This window comes from Mycobacterium sp. NGS56 (genome assembly GCF_059812425.1).
Window position 1 is genome coordinate 308,179 of record NZ_JCALCQ010000003.1, and the last position, 20,296, is coordinate 328,474.

19 protein-coding genes and 1 pseudogene are annotated in these 20,296 nt (G+C 65.4%); 11 read left to right on the plus strand and 9 right to left on the minus strand.

Annotation, left to right across the window (positions count from 1 at the left end):
• Window positions 1–105 precede the first annotated feature (105 nt).
• The 10 genes from AC5Y4F_RS11625 to AC5Y4F_RS11670 all read left to right on the plus strand — a co-directional run bounded on the left by AC5Y4F_RS11625 (window position 106) and on the right by AC5Y4F_RS11670 (window position 11,285).
• Window positions 106–819 carry an MlaE family ABC transporter permease gene (locus tag AC5Y4F_RS11625; RefSeq protein ID WP_369829741.1) on the plus strand — a complete coding sequence of 238 codons (714 nt, stop codon included), beginning with the start codon at window positions 106–108 and terminating at the stop codon, window positions 817–819.
• A 1-nt stretch (window position 820) separates the two neighbouring features.
• A complete protein-coding gene (locus tag AC5Y4F_RS11630; RefSeq protein ID WP_067939757.1) occupies window positions 821–1,684 on the plus strand; it encodes an MlaE family ABC transporter permease in 864 nt (287 codons plus the stop codon).
• A gap of 5 nt (window positions 1,685–1,689) precedes the next feature.
• Complete coding sequence (locus tag AC5Y4F_RS11635; RefSeq protein ID WP_067939755.1) at window positions 1,690–2,997, plus strand: MCE family protein; 1,308 nt, start codon at window positions 1,690–1,692, stop codon at window positions 2,995–2,997.
• Complete coding sequence (locus AC5Y4F_RS11640) at window positions 2,994–4,034, plus strand: virulence factor Mce family protein (protein WP_067939753.1); 1,041 nt, start codon at window positions 2,994–2,996, stop codon at window positions 4,032–4,034. Before AC5Y4F_RS11635 ends, AC5Y4F_RS11640 begins: the two co-directional genes overlap by 4 nt.
• On the plus strand, window positions 4,031–5,590 hold the full coding sequence (locus AC5Y4F_RS11645; protein WP_067939750.1) for a virulence factor Mce family protein: 1,560 nt from the start codon (window positions 4,031–4,033) through the stop codon (window positions 5,588–5,590). The genes AC5Y4F_RS11640 and AC5Y4F_RS11645 overlap by 4 nt, the downstream gene beginning before the upstream one ends.
• Complete coding sequence (locus tag AC5Y4F_RS11650) at window positions 5,587–7,143, plus strand: virulence factor Mce family protein (RefSeq protein ID WP_067939748.1); 1,557 nt, start codon at window positions 5,587–5,589, stop codon at window positions 7,141–7,143. Before AC5Y4F_RS11645 ends, AC5Y4F_RS11650 begins: the two co-directional genes overlap by 4 nt.
• Window positions 7,143–8,309: a virulence factor Mce family protein gene (locus AC5Y4F_RS11655; RefSeq protein ID WP_067939746.1), complete on the plus strand. Its 1,167-nt coding sequence runs from the start codon at window positions 7,143–7,145 to the stop codon at window positions 8,307–8,309. The genes AC5Y4F_RS11650 and AC5Y4F_RS11655 overlap by 1 nt, the downstream gene beginning before the upstream one ends.
• Window positions 8,303–9,859, plus strand: a complete 1,557-nt coding sequence (locus tag AC5Y4F_RS11660) for an MCE family protein (protein ID WP_067939741.1) — start codon at window positions 8,303–8,305, stop codon at window positions 9,857–9,859. Before AC5Y4F_RS11655 ends, AC5Y4F_RS11660 begins: the two co-directional genes overlap by 7 nt.
• Window positions 9,823–10,335 carry a type II toxin-antitoxin system Phd/YefM family antitoxin gene (locus tag AC5Y4F_RS11665; RefSeq protein ID WP_082947805.1) on the plus strand — a complete coding sequence of 171 codons (513 nt, stop codon included), beginning with the start codon at window positions 9,823–9,825 and terminating at the stop codon, window positions 10,333–10,335. Before AC5Y4F_RS11660 ends, AC5Y4F_RS11665 begins: the two co-directional genes overlap by 37 nt.
• Window positions 10,336–10,418: 83 nt before the next feature.
• Window positions 10,419–11,285 carry a pyridoxamine 5'-phosphate oxidase family protein gene (locus AC5Y4F_RS11670; RefSeq protein WP_499996804.1) on the plus strand — a complete coding sequence of 289 codons (867 nt, stop codon included), beginning with the start codon at window positions 10,419–10,421 and terminating at the stop codon, window positions 11,283–11,285.
• 28 nt (window positions 11,286–11,313) lie between these two features.
• On the opposite strand, the gene AC5Y4F_RS11675 is transcribed toward AC5Y4F_RS11670, so the two are convergent.
• From AC5Y4F_RS11675 to AC5Y4F_RS11705, 7 genes and pseudogenes are all read right to left on the minus strand, one after another.
• Window positions 11,314–11,469, minus strand: a complete 156-nt coding sequence (locus AC5Y4F_RS11675) for a hypothetical protein (protein WP_499996808.1) — start codon at window positions 11,467–11,469, stop codon at window positions 11,314–11,316.
• Window positions 11,470–11,611: 142 nt separating this feature from the next.
• Entirely contained in the window at window positions 11,612–12,499 is an 888-nt protein-coding gene (locus tag AC5Y4F_RS11680; RefSeq protein ID WP_067939730.1) for a universal stress protein, read from the minus strand.
• A gap of 99 nt (window positions 12,500–12,598) precedes the next feature.
• Window positions 12,599–12,700: pseudogene (locus AC5Y4F_RS11685) on the minus strand (formate/nitrite transporter family protein); the annotation flags it as partial.
• An 87-nt stretch (window positions 12,701–12,787) separates the two neighbouring features.
• Window positions 12,788–14,104 (minus strand): iron uptake transporter deferrochelatase/peroxidase subunit, encoded by a 1,317-nt coding sequence (gene efeB / locus AC5Y4F_RS11690; protein ID WP_067939727.1) that lies wholly within the window; start codon window positions 14,102–14,104, stop codon window positions 12,788–12,790.
• Window positions 14,105–14,106: 2 nt separating this feature from the next.
• Window positions 14,107–15,282: an iron uptake system protein EfeO gene (gene efeO / locus AC5Y4F_RS11695; protein WP_197520694.1), complete on the minus strand. Its 1,176-nt coding sequence runs from the start codon at window positions 15,280–15,282 to the stop codon at window positions 14,107–14,109.
• Window positions 15,283–15,319: 37 nt separating this feature from the next.
• Entirely contained in the window at window positions 15,320–16,930 is a 1,611-nt protein-coding gene (gene efeU, locus AC5Y4F_RS11700; protein ID WP_499996812.1) for an iron uptake transporter permease EfeU, read from the minus strand.
• Window positions 16,931–17,022: 92 nt separating this feature from the next.
• Window positions 17,023–17,856, minus strand: a complete 834-nt coding sequence (locus AC5Y4F_RS11705; protein ID WP_067939722.1) for a DUF3097 domain-containing protein — start codon at window positions 17,854–17,856, stop codon at window positions 17,023–17,025.
• 219 nt (window positions 17,857–18,075) lie between these two features.
• Here AC5Y4F_RS11705 and AC5Y4F_RS11710 point away from each other — a divergent pair, with 219 nt between their 5' ends.
• Window positions 18,076–18,363: a DUF3349 domain-containing protein gene (locus AC5Y4F_RS11710; protein WP_067939721.1), complete on the plus strand. Its 288-nt coding sequence runs from the start codon at window positions 18,076–18,078 to the stop codon at window positions 18,361–18,363.
• A gap of 32 nt (window positions 18,364–18,395) precedes the next feature.
• Here the strand turns inward: AC5Y4F_RS11710 and AC5Y4F_RS11715 are convergent, their stop codons facing one another.
• Window positions 18,396–19,466, minus strand: a complete 1,071-nt coding sequence (locus AC5Y4F_RS11715; protein WP_067939718.1) for an ABC transporter ATP-binding protein — start codon at window positions 19,464–19,466, stop codon at window positions 18,396–18,398.
• A gap of 2 nt (window positions 19,467–19,468) precedes the next feature.
• Window positions 19,469–20,290 (minus strand): carbohydrate ABC transporter permease, encoded by an 822-nt coding sequence (locus AC5Y4F_RS11720; protein ID WP_369829740.1) that lies wholly within the window; start codon window positions 20,288–20,290, stop codon window positions 19,469–19,471.
• Between the last annotated feature and the right edge of the window lie 6 nt (window positions 20,291–20,296).

Consider the following 20,296-nt stretch of genomic DNA (forward strand, 5'->3'; position numbering starts at 1 on the left):
GGCGTCGCGTCAAGGGGTGTGCCGATGACCGCGTCGCTCTCGGTGGCCGGCAGGCTGGGCCGGCATGTGCGGCCCGGCACGGAAGTGGCCGGCGGGTTCTTCCGGATGTGTGTGCTGACCGCCAAAGCGCTGAGCCAACCGTTCGAGTGGCGCGAGTTCATCTGGAACGGCTGGTTTCTCATGCGAGTGTCGCTGCTGCCCACCATCGCAGTGTCCATTCCGGAAACCGTGCTCCTCATCTTCACGCTCAACCTCCTGCTGGCCGAGATCGGCGCCTCCGACGTCTCCGGTGCGGGAGCCGCGATCGGCGCGGTCACCCAGCTCGGTCCGATCGTGACGGTGCTGGTGGTCGCCGGTGCGGGCGGCACCGCCATCTGCGCCGACCTCGGCGCGCGCACCATCCGCGAGGAAATCGATGCGCTCGAGGTCCTCGGCATCGATCCGATCCACCGACTCGTGGTGCCCCGCGTCGTTGCCTCGACGCTGGTCGCGGTGCTGCTCAACGGCCTCGTGGTCGCGGTCGGCCTGGGGGGCGGCTACCTCTTCAGCGTCTATTTGCAGAACGTTTCGAGCGGTGCCTACCTGTCCACGTTGACGGCGCTCACCGGTCTTCCCGAGGTAGTGATCGCCTTCATCAAGGCCGCGACGTTCGGTCTGATCGCCGGCCTCGTCGGCTGTTACCGCGGGCTCATCGTCCGCGGCGGGTCCAAAGGTTTGGGTACCGCCGTCAACGAGACGGTGGTGTTGTGTTTCATCGCGCTGTTCGCGGTCAACGCAGCGTTGACCACCATTGGCGTCCGGTTCGGAACGGGGCGCTGATATGACGGTGGCCGCCGCACGGCACATGAACTTTCCACGTGCCACCCTCGCCCGATACGGGGCCGCCCCGGACCACCTACTGGTCGAGATCGGACAGATGGTCTGGTTCGCCATGACCGCGGTGGGACAAATCCCCTTCGCCGTACACCGCTACCGCAGAGAACTGCTACGAATGGTTGCCCAGATGGGGATGGGTGCCGGCGCGATGGCCGTGGTCGGCGGCACCTCGGCGATCATCGGCTTCATCACCTTGTCCGCCGGCTCGCTGGTCGCGATCCAGGGCTACGCGACGCTGGGCAACATCGGTGTCGAAGCATTTACCGGGTTTCTGGCCGCACTGGTCAACGTCCGGTTCGTGGCGCCGGTGGCCGCCGGTCAGGCGCTGGCCGCCACGGTCGGCGCGGGCGCCACCGCCGAACTGGGCGCCATGCGCATCAGCGAGGAGATCGACGCGCTCGAGGTGATGAGTATCCGGTCGGTCGCCTACCTGGCGTCCACCCGGGTGGTGGCGGGTCTGATCGTCATCGTTCCGCTCTACGGATTGGCGATGACGATGGCCTTCCTCTCCCAGCAGGTCACCACGGTCTTCTTCTACGGGCAGTCCGTGGGCACGTACAACCACTACTTCCACACATTCCTTCGCCTCAACGACGTGGGCTGGTCCTTCGCCGAGGTGATCCTGGTCGCGATGGTCGTAATGAGCACCCACTGCTACTACGGCTACACCGCCACCGGCGGGCCGGTCGGCGTCGGTGAGGCGGTAGGCCGGTCGATGCGTCTTTCGTTGATCACGATCGTGGTGGTCGTCGTCCTGACCGCGATGGCGGTCTATGGCAAGACACCCAATTTCAACCTCACCGTGTAGCGGCCATGAGTACCCCGGCGAAGGAAAACCCGCAACACATTCCGCCGTACCGGACGGCGGCGCTGGTGTTCTTGCTGGTTTTCGCGGCGGTGTTGGGGTTCGTGTGGTTGCAGTTTCGGGGCCAGTTCTCGCCGACGACACACCTGACGATGTTGGCCCCCCGGGCGGGCTTGGTGATGGATCCGGGATCGAAGGTCACCTATAACGGAGTGGAAATCGGCCGGGTAGCCGGTATTTCGGAGATCCAGCGTGACGGCATACCGGCGGCCGAGTTCGCTTTGAACGTGAATTCCAAGTACCTCGAACTCATTCCGGCCAACGTGGACGCCAATATCAAGGCCACTACGGTATTCGGTAACAAGTATGTGTCGTTGTCCTCGCCGAAAAACCCAAGCCCGCAACGCATCACGCCGCGACACGTGATTGACGCGAGGTCGGTGACAACGGAATTCAACACGCTGTTCGAGACGCTGACCTCGATCACGGAAAAGGTGGATCCGGTCAAGGTCAACCTGACCCTGTCCGCGGCCGCGCAAGCGCTGACCGGGCTGGGTGCCAAGTTCGGGCAGTCGCTCGTCAACGCCAACGCCATCCTCGACGACCTCAATCCGCAGATGCCGCAGATTCGCCACGACATCCAACAGCTCGCGGCCTTGGGCGACATCTACGCCGACGCGTCGCCGGATCTGTTGAACGCCCTCGACAACGCCGTGACCACGGCGCGCACGGTGCACCGCCAGGAGGCCGATTTGGATGCCGCGCTGTTGGCCGCGGCCGGGCTGGGCAACACCGGCGAGGACATCTTCGCCCGCGGGGGCCCCTACCTGCAGCGGGGGGCCGCCGATCTGGTGACTACCGCCGGACTGCTCGATACCTACAGCCCCGAGATCTTCTGCACCATCCGCAACTACTACGACGAGGAGCCGGCGGCCTATGCGTCGACGGGTGGCGGCAATGGCTACGCGCTCAGAACGATGACAGAGCTGACGTCGGGATTGGGAGGAATCCTCACCCTCCCCGGGTTGGCCGGCACGGCCGCCACAATGGGGCTCCTCGGCCTGGCCGGGCTCGTCGGTGGAGCGCCGAATCCCTTTGTGTATCCGGATAATCTGCCGCGGGTGAACGCTCGCGGCGGTCCGGGGGGTGCGCCGGGTTGCTGGCAGACAATCACCCGCGACCTGTGGCCGGCGCCGAGTTTGGTGGTGGACACGGGCGCCAGCCTGGCGCCGTATAACCACCTGGAAACCGGCTCGCCGTACGCGATCGAATACGTGTGGGGCCGCCAAGTCGGGGACAACACGATCAACCCATGAGGATCACCGGCTCCGCGATCAAGCTCGGCATCGTCTCGCTGGTGCTGCTGTTGATCACCGCGTCGATCGTCGTGGTGTTCGCTCAGATGCGCTTCAACAGCACCAACGGCTATTCCGCGGAGTTCCGGAATGCCGGCGGGCTGAAAAGCGGCCAGTTCGTCCGCGCCGCCGGCGTGGAGGTCGGCAAAGTCAAAGCGGTGCGGCTGATCGACGGCGGCCAGCGGGTGTTGGTGGACTTCGAAGTCGACCGGTCGACAACGCTGTATCAGTCGACGACAGCGCAGATCCGCTATTTGAACTTGTTCGCCGACCGCTACTTGGAGCTTCAGCGCGGCGAGGGCGAGGGCGCGGACCGGGTCCTACCGCCCGGCGGTTTCATCCCGCTGTCTCGAACCGCACCTGCACTGGATCTCGACGCCCTGATCGGCGGTTTCAAGCCACTGTTCCGCGCGCTCGATCCGGAAAAGGTCAACACCATCGCGTCGGCGATCGTCACCGTGTTCCAGGGTCAGGGCGGCACCATCAACGACATCCTCGACCAGACCGCCCGGTTGAGCGCGCACATCGCCGAACGCGACGAGGCGATCGGTGAGGTGATCAAGAACCTGAACGTAGTGCTGGACACCACGGTTCGGCATCGTAACGAGTTCGACCAGACAGTCGATAACTTCGAAAGGCTGATCACCGGGCTGAGCAACCACGCCGACCCGCTGGCCGCCGGCACCGCGAACATCTCCAACGCCGCTGGAACGGTGGCCGACCTGCTCGCCGACAACCGCGCTCTGCTGCACAAGGCGATCAACTATTTGCAGGCTCTGCAACAGCCGCTTGTCGACCAACGCGATCAGCTAGGCGATCTGATCCACAAGACGCCGACCGCGCTTAACCTGATCGGACGCAGCATCGGGCTTTACGGCGACTGGGTGAACTTCTACGTCTGCGACCTCACGATCAAGTGGAACGGGTTGCAGGCCGGCGGCCCGGTACGCACGGTTCGGATTTGGCAGCAGCCCACCGGTAGGTGCACGCCGCAATGAGAACGCTGACCGAATTCAACCGCGGCCGGGTGGGGCTTATGGGCATCACCGTGATGGTGCTCGCGGTCGCCGTCGGCCAAAGCTTCACCAGCATCCCGATGATATTCGCCAGTCCGAGCTACTACGGGCAGTTCACCGACACCGGTCAACTGATCAAGGGAGACAAAGTGCGCATCTCAGGGGTGAATGTAGGCAAGGTGGAGGCATTCGAGATCGCCGGCGACCACGTGCTCATCAAGTTCTCCCTCGGCGCCAACACCATCGGAAGCGAGAGCCGACTCGCGATTAAGACGGACACCATCCTGGGCAAGAAGGTGCTCGAGATCGAGCCACGCGGAACCCGGACGTTGCGGCCAAGGGAGGTGTTGCCGCTGGGCCAAAGCGCCACCCCCTATCAGCTCTACGACGCGGCCTTCGACGTCACCAAGGCCGCTACCGGTTGGGACATCGACACGGTCAAGCAATCGCTGAATGTCCTGTCGCAGACCGTCGATCAGACCTATCCGCATCTGAGTTCCGCACTCGACGGTTTAGCCAAATTCTCCGACACCATCGGTAAACGCGACGAACAGCTCAAACATCTACTCGCACAGGCCCATCAAGTGGCCAGCGTGCTTGGTGACCGCAGCGAACAAATCAACCGGTTGCTGGTCAACACGAAAACGCTGCTGGCCGCGTTCAACGAACGTGGCCGAGCCATCGGCGCCCTACTGCAGAACGTTTCCGCCTTCTCCGCACAGGTGCAGGGGTTCATCGACGACAATCCAAATCTTAATCCGGTGCTCGAGCAGTTGCGCGCCATCAGCGACGTGCTAGTGGCACGCAAGGACGACCTGGCCCAAACCCTCACGTACGTCAGCCAATTCGCCGCATCGCTTGGAGAATCCGTCGCTTCGGGGCCTTATTTCAAGATCGTCCTATCCAACCTGCTGCCGTACTGGGTCTTGCAGCCGTTCGTCGACGCCGCCTTCAAGAAGCGCGGTATCGACCCGGAGGACTTCTGGCGCAGTGCGGGGCTTCCCGAGTTCCGTTGGCCCGACCCCAATGGCACCCGATTCCCCAACGGGGCCCCGCCGCCCGCGCCTCCAGTACTGGAAGGCACCCCGGATCATCCGGGGCCGGCAGTCCCCCCGGGAACGGCGTGCTCGTACACACCGCCGGCTGACGCGCTGCCGCGCCCGTGGAACCCGTTGCCGTGCACGGGGGTTGACGTCGGCGCATTCGGCGGAAGTTTCCCGGCACCGATCGACGTCGCGACGTCACCGCCGAATCCCAACGGCCTGCCACCTACGCCGGGAATCCCGATCGCCGGCCGGCCGGGCGACCCGCCGCCGGCCGTGCCGGGCACACCGGTGCCGCTCCCCACGCAAGCACCGCCTGGGGCACGCACCGAGAACCTGCAACCCGCGGGCCCCACCCCGCCACCGTCGGCGTTCGCGCCCGGGCTGCCGCCGGGGTCACCCGCATCACCGGGGCCCGGGCAGCAGCTGCCCGTACCGTTCATCAATCCCGGTGGCACCGGAGGCAGTGGCATCACGGGAGGGAATCAGAATTGAGCGCCGTCCGCCATATCCATAAACCGCGGCCCCGGACGGTCATCGGAGCGCTCGTGGCGCTGGTGACCCTGATCGGGCTGGTCGTCGGCTGGCAGGTCTACCGCAAGCTGACCACGAACACCGTAATCGCCTACCTCCCAGCGGCGAACGCGCTCTATTCCGGAGACAAAGTCCAAATCATGGGTGTCCGCGTGGGTTCGGTCGACAAGATCGAACCGGCCGGCAACAAAATGAGGGTGACGTTTCACTACGACAACAGATACAAGGTGCCGGCCAACGCGTCCGCCGTGGTTATCAGCCCCACCCTGGTGGCGTCGCGAAGCATTCAGTTGGAGCCACCCTACAAAGGTGGTCCGGTGATGGGCGATAACGCGGTGATCCCCATCGAGCGCACACAGGTGCCGACGGAGTGGGACGAACTGCGCGAAAGCGTCGCCAACATCATCAACAAACTCGGTCCGACACCCGAGCAGCCCAAGGGCCCCTTCGGGGACGCCATCGAGTCGTTCGCGGATGGGCTGGCCGGGAAGGGCACGCAGATCAACACCACGTTGAACAGCCTGTCACGGTCGTTGACCGCGCTGAACGAGGGCCGTGGCGACTTCTTTGCCGTGGTGCGCAGCCTGGCCCAGTTCGTCAACGCCCTACACAAAGACGACCAGCAGTTCGTCGCGCTCAACAAAAACCTGGCCCAGTTCACCGACAAGTTGACCGGCTCCGACCGCGACCTCACCGGTGCGCTAAGGCAATTCGACAGCCTGCTGTCCGCGCTGCGGCCGTTCTTGACCAAGAACCGCGAGGTTCTCGGGCACGACGTCGACAACCTCGCCACCCTGACCACCACGCTGGTCCAACCCGACCCGCTGAACGGTTTGGAAACGGCCCTGCATGTCCTACCGACGCTCGAGACGAACCTGAGCCAGATCTACCACCCGTCGCACGGCGCCGTCATGTCCATCCCAGCGATCCCGAACTTTGCGAACCCGATGCAGTTCGTCTGCAGCATGATTCAGGCCGGTAGCCGACTGGGTTATCAGGAATCCGCCGAACTGTGTGCGCAATACCTGGCACCGATCCTCGATGCGATCAAGTTCAATTACTTGCCGGTTGGACTGAACCTGTTCAGCACCGCCGAGACGCTGCCCAAGGAGGTTGCCTACTCCGAGCCGCGGCTGCGGCCACCGAACGGCTACAAGGACACCACCGTTCCCGGGATCTGGGTGCCCGACACACCGTTCTCGCACCGCAACACCCAGCCCGGCTGGGTCGCCGCCCCCGGCATGCAGGGCACCCAGGTCGGGCCGGTCACCGGGAGCTTGATGACCCCCGAATCTCTGGCCGAACTCATGGGCGGCGTGGACGCCCCACCTCCTCCCCCAGGCTTGCAAACCCCGCCAGGGCCGCCGAATGCGTACGACGAGAACCCGATTTCGCCGCCCATCGGACTGCGCGCCCCACAAGTGCCCATCCCCCCGCCGGCCCCGGGGCCGGGCGTGATACCGGGTCCGGTTGCGCCGACACCGGCGGCCGCACCGACAGGACCGGGATCATGATGGGCGCTCTGGTAATTCGGGCCCGCCGCCGGGCCTGGCAGGGCCTGGCCGTGTTGAGTGCCGCGGCGATGCTGACGTCATGCGCGAAGTGGCACGGAATCGCGAACGTGCCGATGCCCGGCGGCCCGGGCTCTGGGCCCGGCTCCTACACCGTCTACGTGCAGCTACCGAACACTTTGGCCCTCAACGACAACAGCCGGGTGCGGGTGGCCGATGTGTTCGTCGGGACGGTACGCGCGATCGAACTGAAGAACTGGGTGGCGACCCTGACGCTACGTCTGGGCAGGGGCGTCAAGTTGCCCAAGAACGCAACCGCCAAGATCGGCCAGACCAGCCTGCTCGGTTCACAGCATGTGGAGCTGGCCGTGCCACGCAACCCGTCCCCGGAGCTGCTGCGAGACGGCGACACCATCCCGCTGAAGAACGCGTCCACCTATCCCACCACCGAGCAGACGCTGGCAGGTCTCGCCATCGTGCTGCGCGGAGGCGGCATCCCGAACCTCGAAGTGCTGCAGAACGAGGTCTACGACATCGTGAACGGGCGGGCCGACCAGATCCGCGCCTTCCTCGGCAAGCTCGACACCTTCACCGCCCGGCTCGACGAGCAACGCGCCGACATCACCCGTGCCATCGATTCCACCAACCGGCTACTGGCGTACGTGGGTCCCCGTGCCAACGTTTTGGACCGGGTCCTCACGGAATTCCCTCCCCTGCTCCAGCATTTCGCCGACAAACAGAACCTTCTGATCAACGCGGTCGACGCGACCGGACGGCTCAGCGCGCTGGCCGACCAATACCTGTCGGCCGCGCGGGGCGACCTCCACCAGGATCTGCTGGCCCTGCAGTGCCCGCTGCGGGAACTCGGCCGCGCAGCACCGTATTTGATTCGCGCACTCAAGCTGATCCTCGTCCGGCCGTTCGACATCGACGCCGTTCCCAAGGCGTTTCGTGGCGACTACTTCAACCTGTCGCTGACGCTCGACCTGACCATGAGCGCCGTCGACAACGCGGTCCTCACCGGGACGGGGTTCTCCGGAGCGCTGCGCGCGCTCGAGCAAGCGTGGGGCCGCGACCCGGAAACGATGATCCCCGACGTCCGCTATACGCCGAACCCCAATGACGTCCCGGGCGGCCCGCTGGTCGAGAGGGCGGACCGGCAATGCTGACCCGCTTCATCAAGCGCCAACTGGTCATGTTCGCCATCTTGAGCGCGATCACGGCAATCGCGCTCGGCTGGTACTACTTGCAGATTCCCAGCGCGGTGGGCATCGGCCACTACACGCTGAAGGCGGACCTGCCCGCGTCAGGCGGGCTGTACAAGACCGCCAACGTGACATATCGCGGGGAGACCATCGGCACGGTCACCGCGGTCGACCCGACCGCTTCGGGCGCGCGGGTGACCATGAGCATCGGCGATCGCTACAGGATCCCGATCGACGCGTCGGCGAACGTGCATTCGGTCTCGGCGGTCGGTGAACAGTATCTGGACCTGGTTTCGGTGGGTAACCCGGGCCAATACTTCGCGCCGGGCCAGACCATCACCAAGGGCACCATACCCACCGAGATCGGGCCGGCGCTGGACGCGGCCAACCGTGGCCTGGCCGTGCTGCCCAAGGACAAGATCGCCTCGCTGCTCGATGAAACAGCCCAAGCGGTCGGCGGCTTGGGTCCCGCGCTGCAACGCCTGGTCGACGCGACGCAGGCGATCGCCGGTGACTTCAGGACCAATATCTCCGATGTCAACGACATCATTCAAAACTCCGGACCGATCATCGACAGTCAGGTCAACTCCGGTGACTCGATCGAACGTTGGTCGCACAACCTGAACATCCTGGCCGCGCAGAGCGCGGACAACGACCAGCACGTGCAAAGCATCCTGTCTCAGGCGGCACCCACCGCCGATCAGGTCAACGAGGTATTCGGCGACGTCCGCGAGTCACTGCCGCAGACATTGGCGAATCTCGCGATCGTGCTGGACATGCTCAAGCGCTACCACAAGGGCGTCGAGCAATTGCTGGTCGCCTACCCGCAGGGCGCCTCGGAAGGCCAGACCGTGACGTCGGCCTTCCCGGGCTTCGCGTCGCTGGGCACCTCGCTGACCATCAACCAGCCCCCGCCCTGCCTGACCGGATTCCTTCCGGCGTCGCAGTGGCGGTCTCCCGCGGATACCAGCCTGGCACCGATGCCATCCGGAACCTATTGCAAGATACCGCAAGACACTCCCGCCAACGCCGTACGCGGCGCACGCAACCTCCCGTGCGTCGACGTGCCCGGAAAGCGGGCCGCCACGCCGCGGGAGTGCCGCGACCCCAAACCGTACATTCCGCTGGGCACCAACCCGTGGTACGGCGATCCCAACCAGATCGTGACCTGTCCCGCGCCCGCGGCGCGTTGCGACCAGCCGGTGAAACCAGGCCTGGTGATACCCGCGCCGTCGGTGAACAACGGGCTGAACCCGGCGCCCTCCGACAGGGTGGCGGGGACGCCGCCCCCGATCAGCGACGCACTGACGCGGCCCGGAACGGGAACCGTCGAATGCAATGGGCAGCAACCAAATCCGTGCGTCTACACCCCCGGGGGTCCTCCCCCGGCCGTGTACACCCCACAGAGCGGCGAACTGGTAGGACCCGACGGCGTCAGATACGCGGTTGAGAACTCGAGAAGAACGGGAGACGACGGATGGCAGGACATGTTGGCACCGTCGATCAGCAGATGAGCGCGGAATCGCAGCGGATACGGGAAACGATTGGCCTAGGCCAACTTCGGAGTAATGCCTGTGCGTATCTCGAGCGGGTTGTCGCCGGGGAGGCATTCGACGTCGTACGTCGCGGCAGACTGGTGGCGCGGATCGTGTCAGTCGGTGACCGGAGGTCGGCTCCGATCCCGGCGCGATCCAACGAAGGAGGCGGCTGGGTCGGCATCGCCGAACTGCGAACGCGTGCGGGGCGGTGCTTTGATCGGGTCGCTGCCGGGGAGACGATCAGTATCGTCCGGGAGGGCAGGTTGCTCGCGCAAATCGTGGCCGCCGGCGACGCGAAGACCGCATCGCCTTCGGTGGACGTCAGTGGGGCGATCGAACTCGACGAGTTACGAAAGCGGGCGGGACACTACTTCGATGAGGTCGCGGCGGGGCAGACGATCGAGGTCATCCGTGGCGGCAGGCCGGTTGCACGCATCATCTCGGTCGCCTAGGAACGACGTCCGCGGCGTCGACAGCTTCTGGGCTTGTCCGTACCGGTGGGAAGCATTGCGCCGGTGACATTGTTACGGCGGGTATGACCGCCTTGGGGTTCCACGAGGGGGAACTTGCGGTGCAGCGCCGGGCTGGTGTCGCAGCCGAAGCCGGGCGTCTGGAGAACATGCTTGGCTCGTCGGGCCTGTCCCACGGCGCAGCGCGCTTCCTAGCGTCCCTGCGGTTCGCCGCGCTGACCGGACGCGATCACAACGGCGTGCTCTGGGTTTCGCCGTTGGCCGCACCGGCGGGTTTTCTCCGTGGGCAAGAGGATGTATTGCGCGTGTCGGCCGCTCCCCGTCTCGGGGATCCACTGCACGAGATCCGAATCGGTCAGCAGGTCGGCCTGATTGCCATCGACTTCGCCACCCGCCGCAGGCTACGGATAAACGGCGAACTTATCGGTGCGGACAACGCAGGCATGGCCGTCCGCATCGACCAGTCGTACGGCAATTGCCCCAAGTACATTCACCCCCGCGCGATCGATGTCCCTCGACTTGCTGCCCCTGCTTCGAAACGCTTGGGACGCGCAACGCTCCTCGGGCCGTCCGATCAAGCGATGATTGCGACGTCCGACACGTTCTTCTTGGGCACCAGCCATCCCACACGCGGTAGCGACGCATCACACCGCGGAGGCCCACCCGGGTTTGTCCGTGTCGAATCGCCGGACCGGCTGTGGTGGCCGGATTTTCCGGGGAACAACATGTTCAACAGCTATGGCAACCTGGCCGTCGACGACGAAGCCGCCTTGCTCTTCGTCGATTTCGATACCGGCGCCACTTTGCACGTCACCGGGACCGCGCACGTGCGGTGGACCACGCCCGGCGCGGCCGGTGATGATGGCGCCGTTGGAAGGAATGTCGCGTTCTCGGTCGGCGCCGTCGCAACGCCCGCCGGTGGTCATGCATGAGTAGCGACTCCCGACGACCCGCCGCGATTCACAACGGGATCGGGCGGCCGGTGGCCTGCTGAGCCTCGACGGTGTCGGGCAACGGTCGTCGACGAATCGCGGGTGCCTCGGCCGACGCCTCGACGACGCGCTCGGCGCGGGCTTCGCGCTGATCACCACGGTCCGACCGACCGCTGTCGCGCAAGCATCACCGCGGTATCGCGGCTTCGTCGTCCTGATCCCCAAACCGGGCGATGTCTTGGCGACGTGGTTGCGCGGCGCCGGCCAGCCGTGATGTCGCGGCTTTGTGCGCCTGGACTACGAATGCTGCGTGATCGGTGAGCGCGTTATGCGGATTGCGGCCGTGCGACGATGACCGGTACCCGGACCGAGTGCAGGACCGCGTTGCTGACCGAGCCCAACACCATCCTGCTCAGGCCGCCCCGACCGTGACTGCCGACGACCACAAGCTGCGCAGTCTGCGACTGATCGATGATGTGGCGCGCCGCCCGGTCTTGGGCGATGAGCCGGTGGACGGTGACGTCGGGATAGCGTTCTTGCCAGCCCGCCAGGCTTTCGGCGAGGCTGCGTCTCGCTTCGTCTTCGACTGCCGGCCAATCGATTTCGAACACATCGACCACCGCGGCGTCGCTCCATGCGTGGAAGGCTATTAGGTCGACACCGCGACGAGACGCCTCGTCGAACGCGATTTCTGTCGCGAGTTCGGATGCCGGCGAGCCGTCGGTGCCCAGGAGGACGGGAGCGGTTTGTGGATCCGGCAGTTCTTCGTCCCGCAGGACCGCCACCGGGCAATTCGCATGCCGCACTACGGTCGAGCTCACCGACCCCAGCAGACCACGTGCCAGTAACCCGCGGCCGGAGCTGCCCATGACGATCATCTCCGCCGAATGCGACATCTTCAGCAGGGCCGGCGCGGGCGCTGAGAACACCAGTTTCCTGCCGATGGGTACCGTGCGGCCCGCCGGCATCGCCTCTTCGGCGATTTTCGTCGCATGCATGATCGCTTTTTGGCCTTCGTCTTCCAGGCTCGTGACGAGGGACTCGGGGTACGGAACGGGCGGGAAAGTCGCGGCGGGGGTCGACACGGCGTGCACGACGGTCAGCGGAATGTTTCTCATCACCGCTTCCCGGGCCGCCCAGCCCGCGGCGACAGTTGACGCCGGCGAACCGTCGACCGCGACAACGATTCCGAGTTCTTTGACGGGTGCGGACATGGGTTCTCCCTCCAACGTGAACGACGCTATCGCAAGAGGACGGGTCAAGTCGTGAGGCTTTAGTCCTCGGTAGCTGGGACAGAGGTCCACCCCCGTTGGCTAGACCTTGCGCGGTTGCAGTTGGGCGACGATCCAGACCGGCAACGCCACGAACGCCGTTCCGCCGATGAGGTTGCCGACGGTGGTGATGCCGATCTTGGTGCGGTCGATTCACCGGCCCGACCAGAAACACCACACGCGGCGAGCGGCGCCGTGGCGCACCCGCGACGCGCCAGTAGCGAGATTTGCTCAGCTGAACAGGGTTTGGCCTATGTAGTGGCCTTCAGCGGGCGCCGGAGGCACCGCGAAGATTGCCGAGCCGATGTGACGGATGTATTCGTTGAGCAGATCGTGGGCACCCAGGCGGTTCTGCAGGCGGATAAAATCTCCGGGATCTTTTTGGTACGAGATGAACAGCAGACCGGCGTTGAGTTGGCCGTTGGCGTCGAGGCCGTCGGTGTAGTTGTAGGACCGCCGGCGGATCATGATGCCGTCGTTGTTTTCCCGGGCGGCAAGGCCGACGTGAGACATCGGATCGATGAGTGGGTTGCCGTCGGGGCCTTTGGCGGCGAAATTCGGTGTGTCGAATTCGTTCTTGCCGCTCAATGGCGCCCCTTCTTCTTTGGTGCGCCCGAAGATCCGCTGCTGATTGCCGATCCGGTCGACATCCCAGGTCTCCATCAACATCCGGATTTTGCGGACGACTTGGTAGGTACCGCCGTTCATCCACGGCTGGTCGCTGTGGTCGACCCAGACGAATTTGGCGTACTCGGCGTCGGTGGCGATGTTGCGGGTACCGTCTTTGAATCCCAGGAGGTTTCGTGGTGTGTGCTGGCCGGGTCCGGCGGAGGCTCGACCGAAACCCAACACCGCCCAGTACGGCGAAACGATGTTCCGGCCGAGCCTGGCCAGGTTGCGCACCGCGTGGTAGCACACCTGGGGGTCGTCGGCGCAGGCTTGCACCGACAGGTCGCCGCCGCGCAGGCGGGGATCCAGGTTGTCCCCATTCAGCGGTGGCAGGTCGCTGAACACGACCGGGCGCCGGGCGGCCAACCCGAATCGATCGCCGAACAGCGACGGCCCCAACCCGATGGTGACGGTGAGACTGGCGGGGCTCAGCCCGTAGGCCTCCCCCGTGTCGGCGGGAGGCTGCACCTCGATCTGTGGCTGTACCGTCCCGACCGGCTTGCCCTGCTGCAGGATCGCGGCGGCGGCCGACCACCGCGCCAACAGGGTCTGCAACTCGGTGCGGCCCGTGCCGCCCGCCGCCGAGAACGACATGAACATGGCGTAACGTTGTGGCGGCGTGTCGATTCCGCCTTGGTGGGGCTGCCCATAGAAGGGGTAACCGCGGCGCAGATCGACGGTGTCGTCATCGTCACCGTGTTGTTCCGCGGCGATGGCGTGACCGGCGAAGCCGCCACCGACGGCACCCAGGGTGGCACCGCCGAGTCCGGCCAGCATGGCGCCGCCGAGCGCGCGCCGGCGCGATACCGTTGTTGAATCCGCCGGGCCGCCTGCGTTGTTCGGGTCGCCGTCGGCGGCTTCGGTGATGTCTTCGGTCATGATCAGCCGGCCGTGACGACTTTTTGGGCGACGGTGGACAGGCTCTGATGCAGCGGCTGGATCACCGCGGTCAGCTTCGGTGCGTCGCTGGCCTTCAGCGCGGGGGTGTAGGTCTTGTAGCCGCCGAGCGCGGCCGGGTCGCGGTACCCGTCCAGCGTGGCGAGCACTGTTTGGAATTGCTGATCGATCTGGTGGACCAGATTGCCGTCGATCTTCTCCAGCCCCGGACGGAGCGAGGCGTACGCCTGCTGGGCGCCTTCGACATTGCCCGAAAAGTCCACTAGGTCAATGTGACTGAAGGCCTCCTCTTCACCCGTGATTTTGGTGTTCTGAACCTCTTCGATCAGGTCGCTGGCGCCGTTTGCCAGATCCTCGGGCTTATACTGCAGGGTCGCGACGATGCCGTTCAACTTGTCGACGTTGCCTAGGAGTTCGGTGCTGAAAGCCTTGGTCCCCGGTGTGATCGCGCCACCCTGCCAGAGATCCCGCTCGATGGCGTGGAAGCCCTTCCAACCGACCTTGGCGTCGACCGGCGTCGACTCACGCATGTCGATCAGATAGTCCAGGTTGCCCGCATTGTCACCGACCGCGAAGCCCGGAAGTACGAAGCCCTCCACGGTGGATTCCGAACGCTCCCAGAACAACCGGGCCTTGGCGTAGGTAGCCTTCGCCGCGTCGATGTTGCCCGATTGCACTGCGGCATCGAGCGCCTTGACGCCGTCGTTGAGCTGACCGATCTGGTTGACGATGTAGGCGGCGTAGTCCTTGGTACCCTGGCCGAGGATGGTCGCCACGGTGCCCGTTGGGGTGGCCGGCGCCGCACCGGTCACCGTCAGAGTCTGATACTCGGTGCTCGCGCCCGGACAGTAGACCTGGTAGGAGCCGCCGTCCAGCGAAAGCGTGAACGACACCGGATCCAGGCCGGGCGCAAGGTTCTCTTTCTCACCCACAATCCGCTGATCCCTGAGCAATTCGACCTCGCTGATGCCAGGCGCGTTCGTGTTGGCGACCGTGAAGGTCACCGGCCCGGCGGGCACGCTGTTGGTGTCCAATGCGCAGCCGTCCCGGCCCCCGCTGTTGGACATGGTCACCTTGATCGCGTTGGTGCCAGCGGGCTTCGACTGCTGAGCGTGGTTCGACTTATCACCCGAGTGGCCGCATGCGGTCGCCATCGACACCACCGCGGCAACAAGAACCGTTGCAGTCAAACAGAACTCACGAGACCGGCACGCTATCGAGGTGATGCGCCGCACCATCAATCGATTTCCTCTCATCCTCTCGCCGGCGGTCCACGCGCGCCGAGGCTGTCGCAAACAGCGCGCACGCCAACGCAAAACCAGCTAGTGTCAGCGGAATCCAGAGATTCCACAGCCGCCGCTCCCCGCGATTGCGCTCACTCGCGGCGATCTCAGCGAGTTTCGAGTGGTCTTCGGCCGCGGACGTGGACCAGTCAGTTTCCAGCCCACCAAGGCTGACGGTTTTGGCCCCTGCCAACCCACCGCCGGTCAAAAGCGCCGTGCGGTTGCTCGTCGCGTGCGCACTGACCACCGAATCACCCCGCGCGAAGACGGTATACACGGTGGTCGTTGACCATTGGCCCTGAAAGGGTCCTGGGGTGCGTCCCGCCGCGAGGCCGACCGGCAGCCGGCCCCCCGTCATACTCAGCAACTGGTCCAGCGTGACTTGCGGCGCACCGTCGGCCCCGGTGACCTCGGAAGCCTGCCATACCTGTACGGGCACGCCGTCGATTGTTTGGTCGTCCGCCGGGACAAGCACGATGTTGCGGACGGTCGAGGTGCCCTGGCGGGCGACGCTCAGCTCGCGTCCGTGTGGCCCGGCCACCATCGACACCGCGGCGGTGTGGCCGGAGCGGTCGGTGACGGTCCGCACCGGCATCGTCGGTGACGAGCCAGCCGCGGGCGTCATGATCACCAGCCCCGCCCCGACGATGATGAGCACCGCCGACGTCGCCGCGAACAGCCGGCTGCGGGCTCGGGGCGTCGCCGCGAGCCGGGCGGGCCAGAGAAAAACGACCAGCACCGGCACGGCATACAGCAGCCACCCCAGCACCTCGATGAGGCGAGGGTCGGCGGGGATGCTGAAGACGCCGGTCGTCGCCGCGCCCAGCACCGAATTGCTCGGTATCCAGCCGGACAGATCGAGCAACTGCTGCTGGCCAATGCTCACCCAACCGGCCTCGTGCGCGGTGCGCAGCGCGCCCAGCACCAGCCCGGCGGCGATCAGCACCAGGAACACCCCGGTGACCCGGAAGAACCGGCCGAGGTTGAGCCGCAGGCCGCCGTAGTACAGGCCCACGCCGAGCCCGACCGCCACCAGGATGCCCGCGACGCCGCCCAGCACGGCGAACCACCGGTTGCCGTGCGACGTCTCGGCGGCGGCGAGCAAGAACACCGACGTCTCGAACCCCTCCTTGAGGACGGCGAGGAACGCCATCGCAGCCAGGGCGAACGCGCCACCACGGTTGACCGCCCGACGGGCGTCACGCTCGAGCTCCCCCTTGAGCTGCGCGGCGTTGCCGTTCATCCAGATGATCATCGACGTCACGAACACCACCGCGATGGCGTTGATGACGGTTTCCATCATCTCCTGCTGGGTCTGCGGCAGGCTCGCGGCGACCAGGTCGAGGCCTACACCCACGCCGACGCTGAGCAGCACGGCCAGGGCGACGCCGGTAAACATCGGTCGGACGGACCGGCCGTTTCGCTTGAGGAAGGCGCCGACGATGCTCACGATCAACGACGCCTCTAGGCCTTCGCGGAGACCGATGAGGAACGTGCCAATGAATACGCCGAATATGCCCTGCATACGCCTTATTTCCGTCCCGCCTGTCGGGACCGTCGGCTTAGCGTAGCCGAACTGAAGCGAGGGGCATCAGCCCTGGTCCACCGGTTGCCGCGTCAGGAGACCGGCGCGGTCACGAAGTCGATGAGTTCCTCGACCCGGCTGATGAGCGCCGGCTCCAGATCGTTCCAGTCGTGCACCCGCGACCGGATATGCCGCCAGGCCCTGGCGATGTCCGCCTGATCGTGGTGGGCCAGACCGAGCGCCCGGCACACGCCGTGCTTCCAGTCCACCTGCCGCGGCACCTTCGGCCACGCATCCAGGCCCAACCGCTGCGGTTTGACGGCCTGCCAGATGTCGACGTACGGATGTCCGACGACCAGAGTGTCGGTGCCGCCGGGGCCCCGCCGCACCGCATCGGCGATCCGCGCCTCCTTGGAACCCGCCACCAGGTGATCGACAAGCACCCCCAGCCGGCGCCCAGGACCCGGGGCGAACTCGGCGACAATGTCGACCAGGTCGTCGACGCCACCGAGCTGCTCGACGACGACACCTTCGATTCGCAAGTCCTCGCCCCACACCTGCGCGATGAGCTCTGCGTCGTGGCGGCCTTCCACGTAGATTCGGCTGGCCCTGGCGACCCGGGCGCGAACGCCTGACACGGCGATCGAACCGGACGCGGTCCTGGCCCCGGCGGTCGGCGCGGGCCGGCGCGGCGCGATGAGAATGACGGGGTGCCCGTCGAGCAAATACCCTGGGCCCAAAGGGAAGCCACGCACATGACCGCGTCGATCTTCTAGATCCACCCGCCCGTATTCGACGCGCACCACCGCGCCGACATATCCCGTCTCCACGTCCTCGACCACCAGGCCCAGTTCGGCCGGATGCTCGGTCGAGCGGCGCTTGCGTCGTCTCGCGGCGAGTACATCGGTCCCATAGCGATCCACCACGCGGCAATACTAGAAAGGGTTGCGGCCAAACCTTGTTACGGCGCGCCATGTTCGGCGGATCGTCACCGAAGTCACTTCCGATGCGCCGGCAACACCGCTTAAAAAAATTGCGTTTTAACTGTGTGGCGTTACCCAGCTGATGGCGTCGTCAATGGTACGTTGCTAGCTAAGCAAGCACTGCCGCTTACGCGCAACTTGCGGCGTTAGCGAGGTGGACATATGGACCTGTCGCATTGGGTGACGAGCATTATGGCGTTCGTCCGGGCCGGCTACCCCTCCGGCGTGCCGGCCGCCGGGTATGTGCCCATGGCGGCGTTCACCCGCCGACGGCTCTGCGGCGACGACATCACCGCCATCGCAATGGATCTCGTCTGGCGTCGGATCTGGCCGATCAGTTCCATCGATATCGGCGTGGAGATCACCCGCATCACCAATCAGCTGCCCTCCCCTGACGACGTCGCGCGTGTCCAGCGTCGAGTCCATGCGCTCCGCTGCTACCGCGGATAGGCATCGCCGACCGACTCAGCGCCGCAGCATGATCAACAGGTACGGCGGCCATCCACGCCGAAGAAGTGCAGGTGCCCGGGTTGCGGGTGCAGCCGGACCCGGCTGCCCTTCTGCGGTGGATTGCGCCCGTCGGTGCGGGCGACGATGGGCGCGTCGATCACCTTGCCGGAGCCGGTGATTCGGCCATATAGGTAGGCGTCTGCGCCCAGCTCCTCCACCACGTCCACCTCGACCTCGACACCGAGGCCACCCAGCTCGAAATGTTCGGGACGAACCCCGACGACAACCTCACCGGCGGTGCTGGTGATTTCCCGGGGCAGCGTTATCGGCCAATCACCCAGCGACACAGTGGAATCCACGATGGGAAGGGTGAACAGGTTCATCGCCGGCGATCCGATGAAACCCGCCACGAACACGTTGCCCGGGTTCCGGTAGAGCTCGCGGGGCGGCGCGAACTGCTGCAGCACGCCGTCGCGCAGGACGGCGACGCGGTCACCCATGGTCATGGCCTCGACCTGGTCGTGGGTGACGTAGACGGTGGTGGTGCCCAGCCGCCGTTGCAGTGCGGCAATCTGGTTACGCGTCTGCACGCGGAGTTTGGCGTCGAGGTTGGACAGCGGTTCGTCCATCAAGAACACGTGCGGCCGGCGCACGATCGCGCGGCCCATCGCCACTCGCTGGCGTTGTCCCCCGGACAGCTCCTTCGGCTTGCGATCGAGATAGGGTTGCAGGTCAAGAAGTTTCGCCGCGTCCAAGACCCGCTCACGAATCTGGTCCTTTGGTGTCCTGGCGATCTTCATTGCAAAGCCCATGTTCTGGGCCACCGTCATGTGCGGGTAGAGCGCATAGTTTTGGAAAACCATCGCGACGTCGCGATCCTTGGGATCGATGTTGGTGACGTCTCGCTCGCCGATCCGGATATTCCCGGAGTCAACGACTTCCAGTCCAGCAACCATCCGCAGCGATGTGGTCTTGCCGCACCCGGACGGTCCGACCAGGACGACGAATTCGCCGTCACCAATGACGAGGTCGAGGTTGTCCAGGGCCGGACGGTCAGCTCCCGGATAGCGCCGGGTCGCGTGGTCGAATGTCACCGAGGCCACGGCTAGCCGCCCATCCCCGTGACGGCGATTCCGCGGACGAACGAGCGTTGCGCGATCGCATAGATGATGACCAGTGGCAGCATGATGAGCATCGAGGTTGCCATCAGAACCGGCCACCGGGCGACATATTCGCCCTTCATCCGGACCAGGCCAAGGGTCAGGGTGGCCAGGCTGTCACGCTGAATCATCAGCAGCGGCCACAGGAAATCGTTCCAGACGTTGACCCAGGTGAGCACGGCGAGCACCATCACCGCCGGTCGCGCATGGGGCAGCAGGATTCGCCAATAGACCTGCCATGGTGAACAACCGTCGAGTATCGCCGCCTCCTCCAAATCGGTGGGCAGGGTGCGAAAGAACTGCCGCATCAGATACGTACCGAATGCGCTGCCGAACAAGCCCGGCACAATCATCGCCCACGGTGTGTCGACCCAGCCCAGCGTCCGCATCACCAGGAACTGTGGGATCACGGTGACGGTCAGCGGCACCATCAACGTGCCGAGATACACGACGAACAACGCGTCGCGGCCACGGAAATCCAGTCGCGCAAAGGCGTATCCGGCCAGTGAGCAAAAAAAGACATGCCCGGCGGTGACGCAGCCCGCGTACAGCACGGTGTTGAAAAACATTCGCCCGAAGGGCATCAACTCGAACACCTCGGAGTAATTGGACCACCGCGGGTGGGTAGGCAGCAGTGTGGGTTCGCTGACCTCGCCTTCCGTTTTCAGCGAACCCGACACCGCCCACGCAATCGGGAACAGGGCACACCACGCGACGGCGAGCAGCGCTCCGTACACGATGCCGCCGCGCACCACAGTGTGCCTGATAGCCCC

Excerpts from the sequence above, each read along its gene's own strand:
- AC5Y4F_RS11625 (WP_369829741.1), top strand. The coding sequence starts at position 106 with ATGTGTGTGCTGACCGCCAAAGCGCTGAGCCAACCGTTCGAGTGGCGC.
- AC5Y4F_RS11630 (WP_067939757.1), top strand. The coding sequence starts at position 821 with ATGACGGTGGCCGCCGCACGGCACATGAACTTTCCACGTGCCACCCTC.
- AC5Y4F_RS11635 (WP_067939755.1), top strand. The coding sequence starts at position 1,690 with ATGAGTACCCCGGCGAAGGAAAACCCGCAACACATTCCGCCGTACCGG.
- AC5Y4F_RS11640 (WP_067939753.1), top strand. The coding sequence starts at position 2,994 with ATGAGGATCACCGGCTCCGCGATCAAGCTCGGCATCGTCTCGCTGGTG.
- AC5Y4F_RS11645 (WP_067939750.1), top strand. The coding sequence starts at position 4,031 with ATGAGAACGCTGACCGAATTCAACCGCGGCCGGGTGGGGCTTATGGGC.
- AC5Y4F_RS11655 (WP_067939746.1), top strand. The coding sequence starts at position 7,143 with ATGGGCGCTCTGGTAATTCGGGCCCGCCGCCGGGCCTGGCAGGGCCTG.
- AC5Y4F_RS11660 (WP_067939741.1), top strand. The coding sequence starts at position 8,303 with ATGCTGACCCGCTTCATCAAGCGCCAACTGGTCATGTTCGCCATCTTG.
- AC5Y4F_RS11665 (WP_082947805.1), top strand. The coding sequence starts at position 9,823 with ATGGCAGGACATGTTGGCACCGTCGATCAGCAGATGAGCGCGGAATCG.
- AC5Y4F_RS11670 (WP_499996804.1), top strand. The coding sequence starts at position 10,419 with ATGACCGCCTTGGGGTTCCACGAGGGGGAACTTGCGGTGCAGCGCCGG.
- AC5Y4F_RS11680 (WP_067939730.1), bottom strand. The coding sequence starts at position 12,499 with ATGTCCGCACCCGTCAAAGAACTCGGAATCGTTGTCGCGGTCGACGGT.
- efeB (WP_067939727.1), bottom strand. The coding sequence starts at position 14,104 with ATGACCGAAGACATCACCGAAGCCGCCGACGGCGACCCGAACAACGCA.
- efeU (WP_499996812.1), bottom strand. The coding sequence starts at position 16,930 with ATGCAGGGCATATTCGGCGTATTCATTGGCACGTTCCTCATCGGTCTC.
- AC5Y4F_RS11710 (WP_067939721.1), top strand. The coding sequence starts at position 18,076 with ATGGACCTGTCGCATTGGGTGACGAGCATTATGGCGTTCGTCCGGGCC.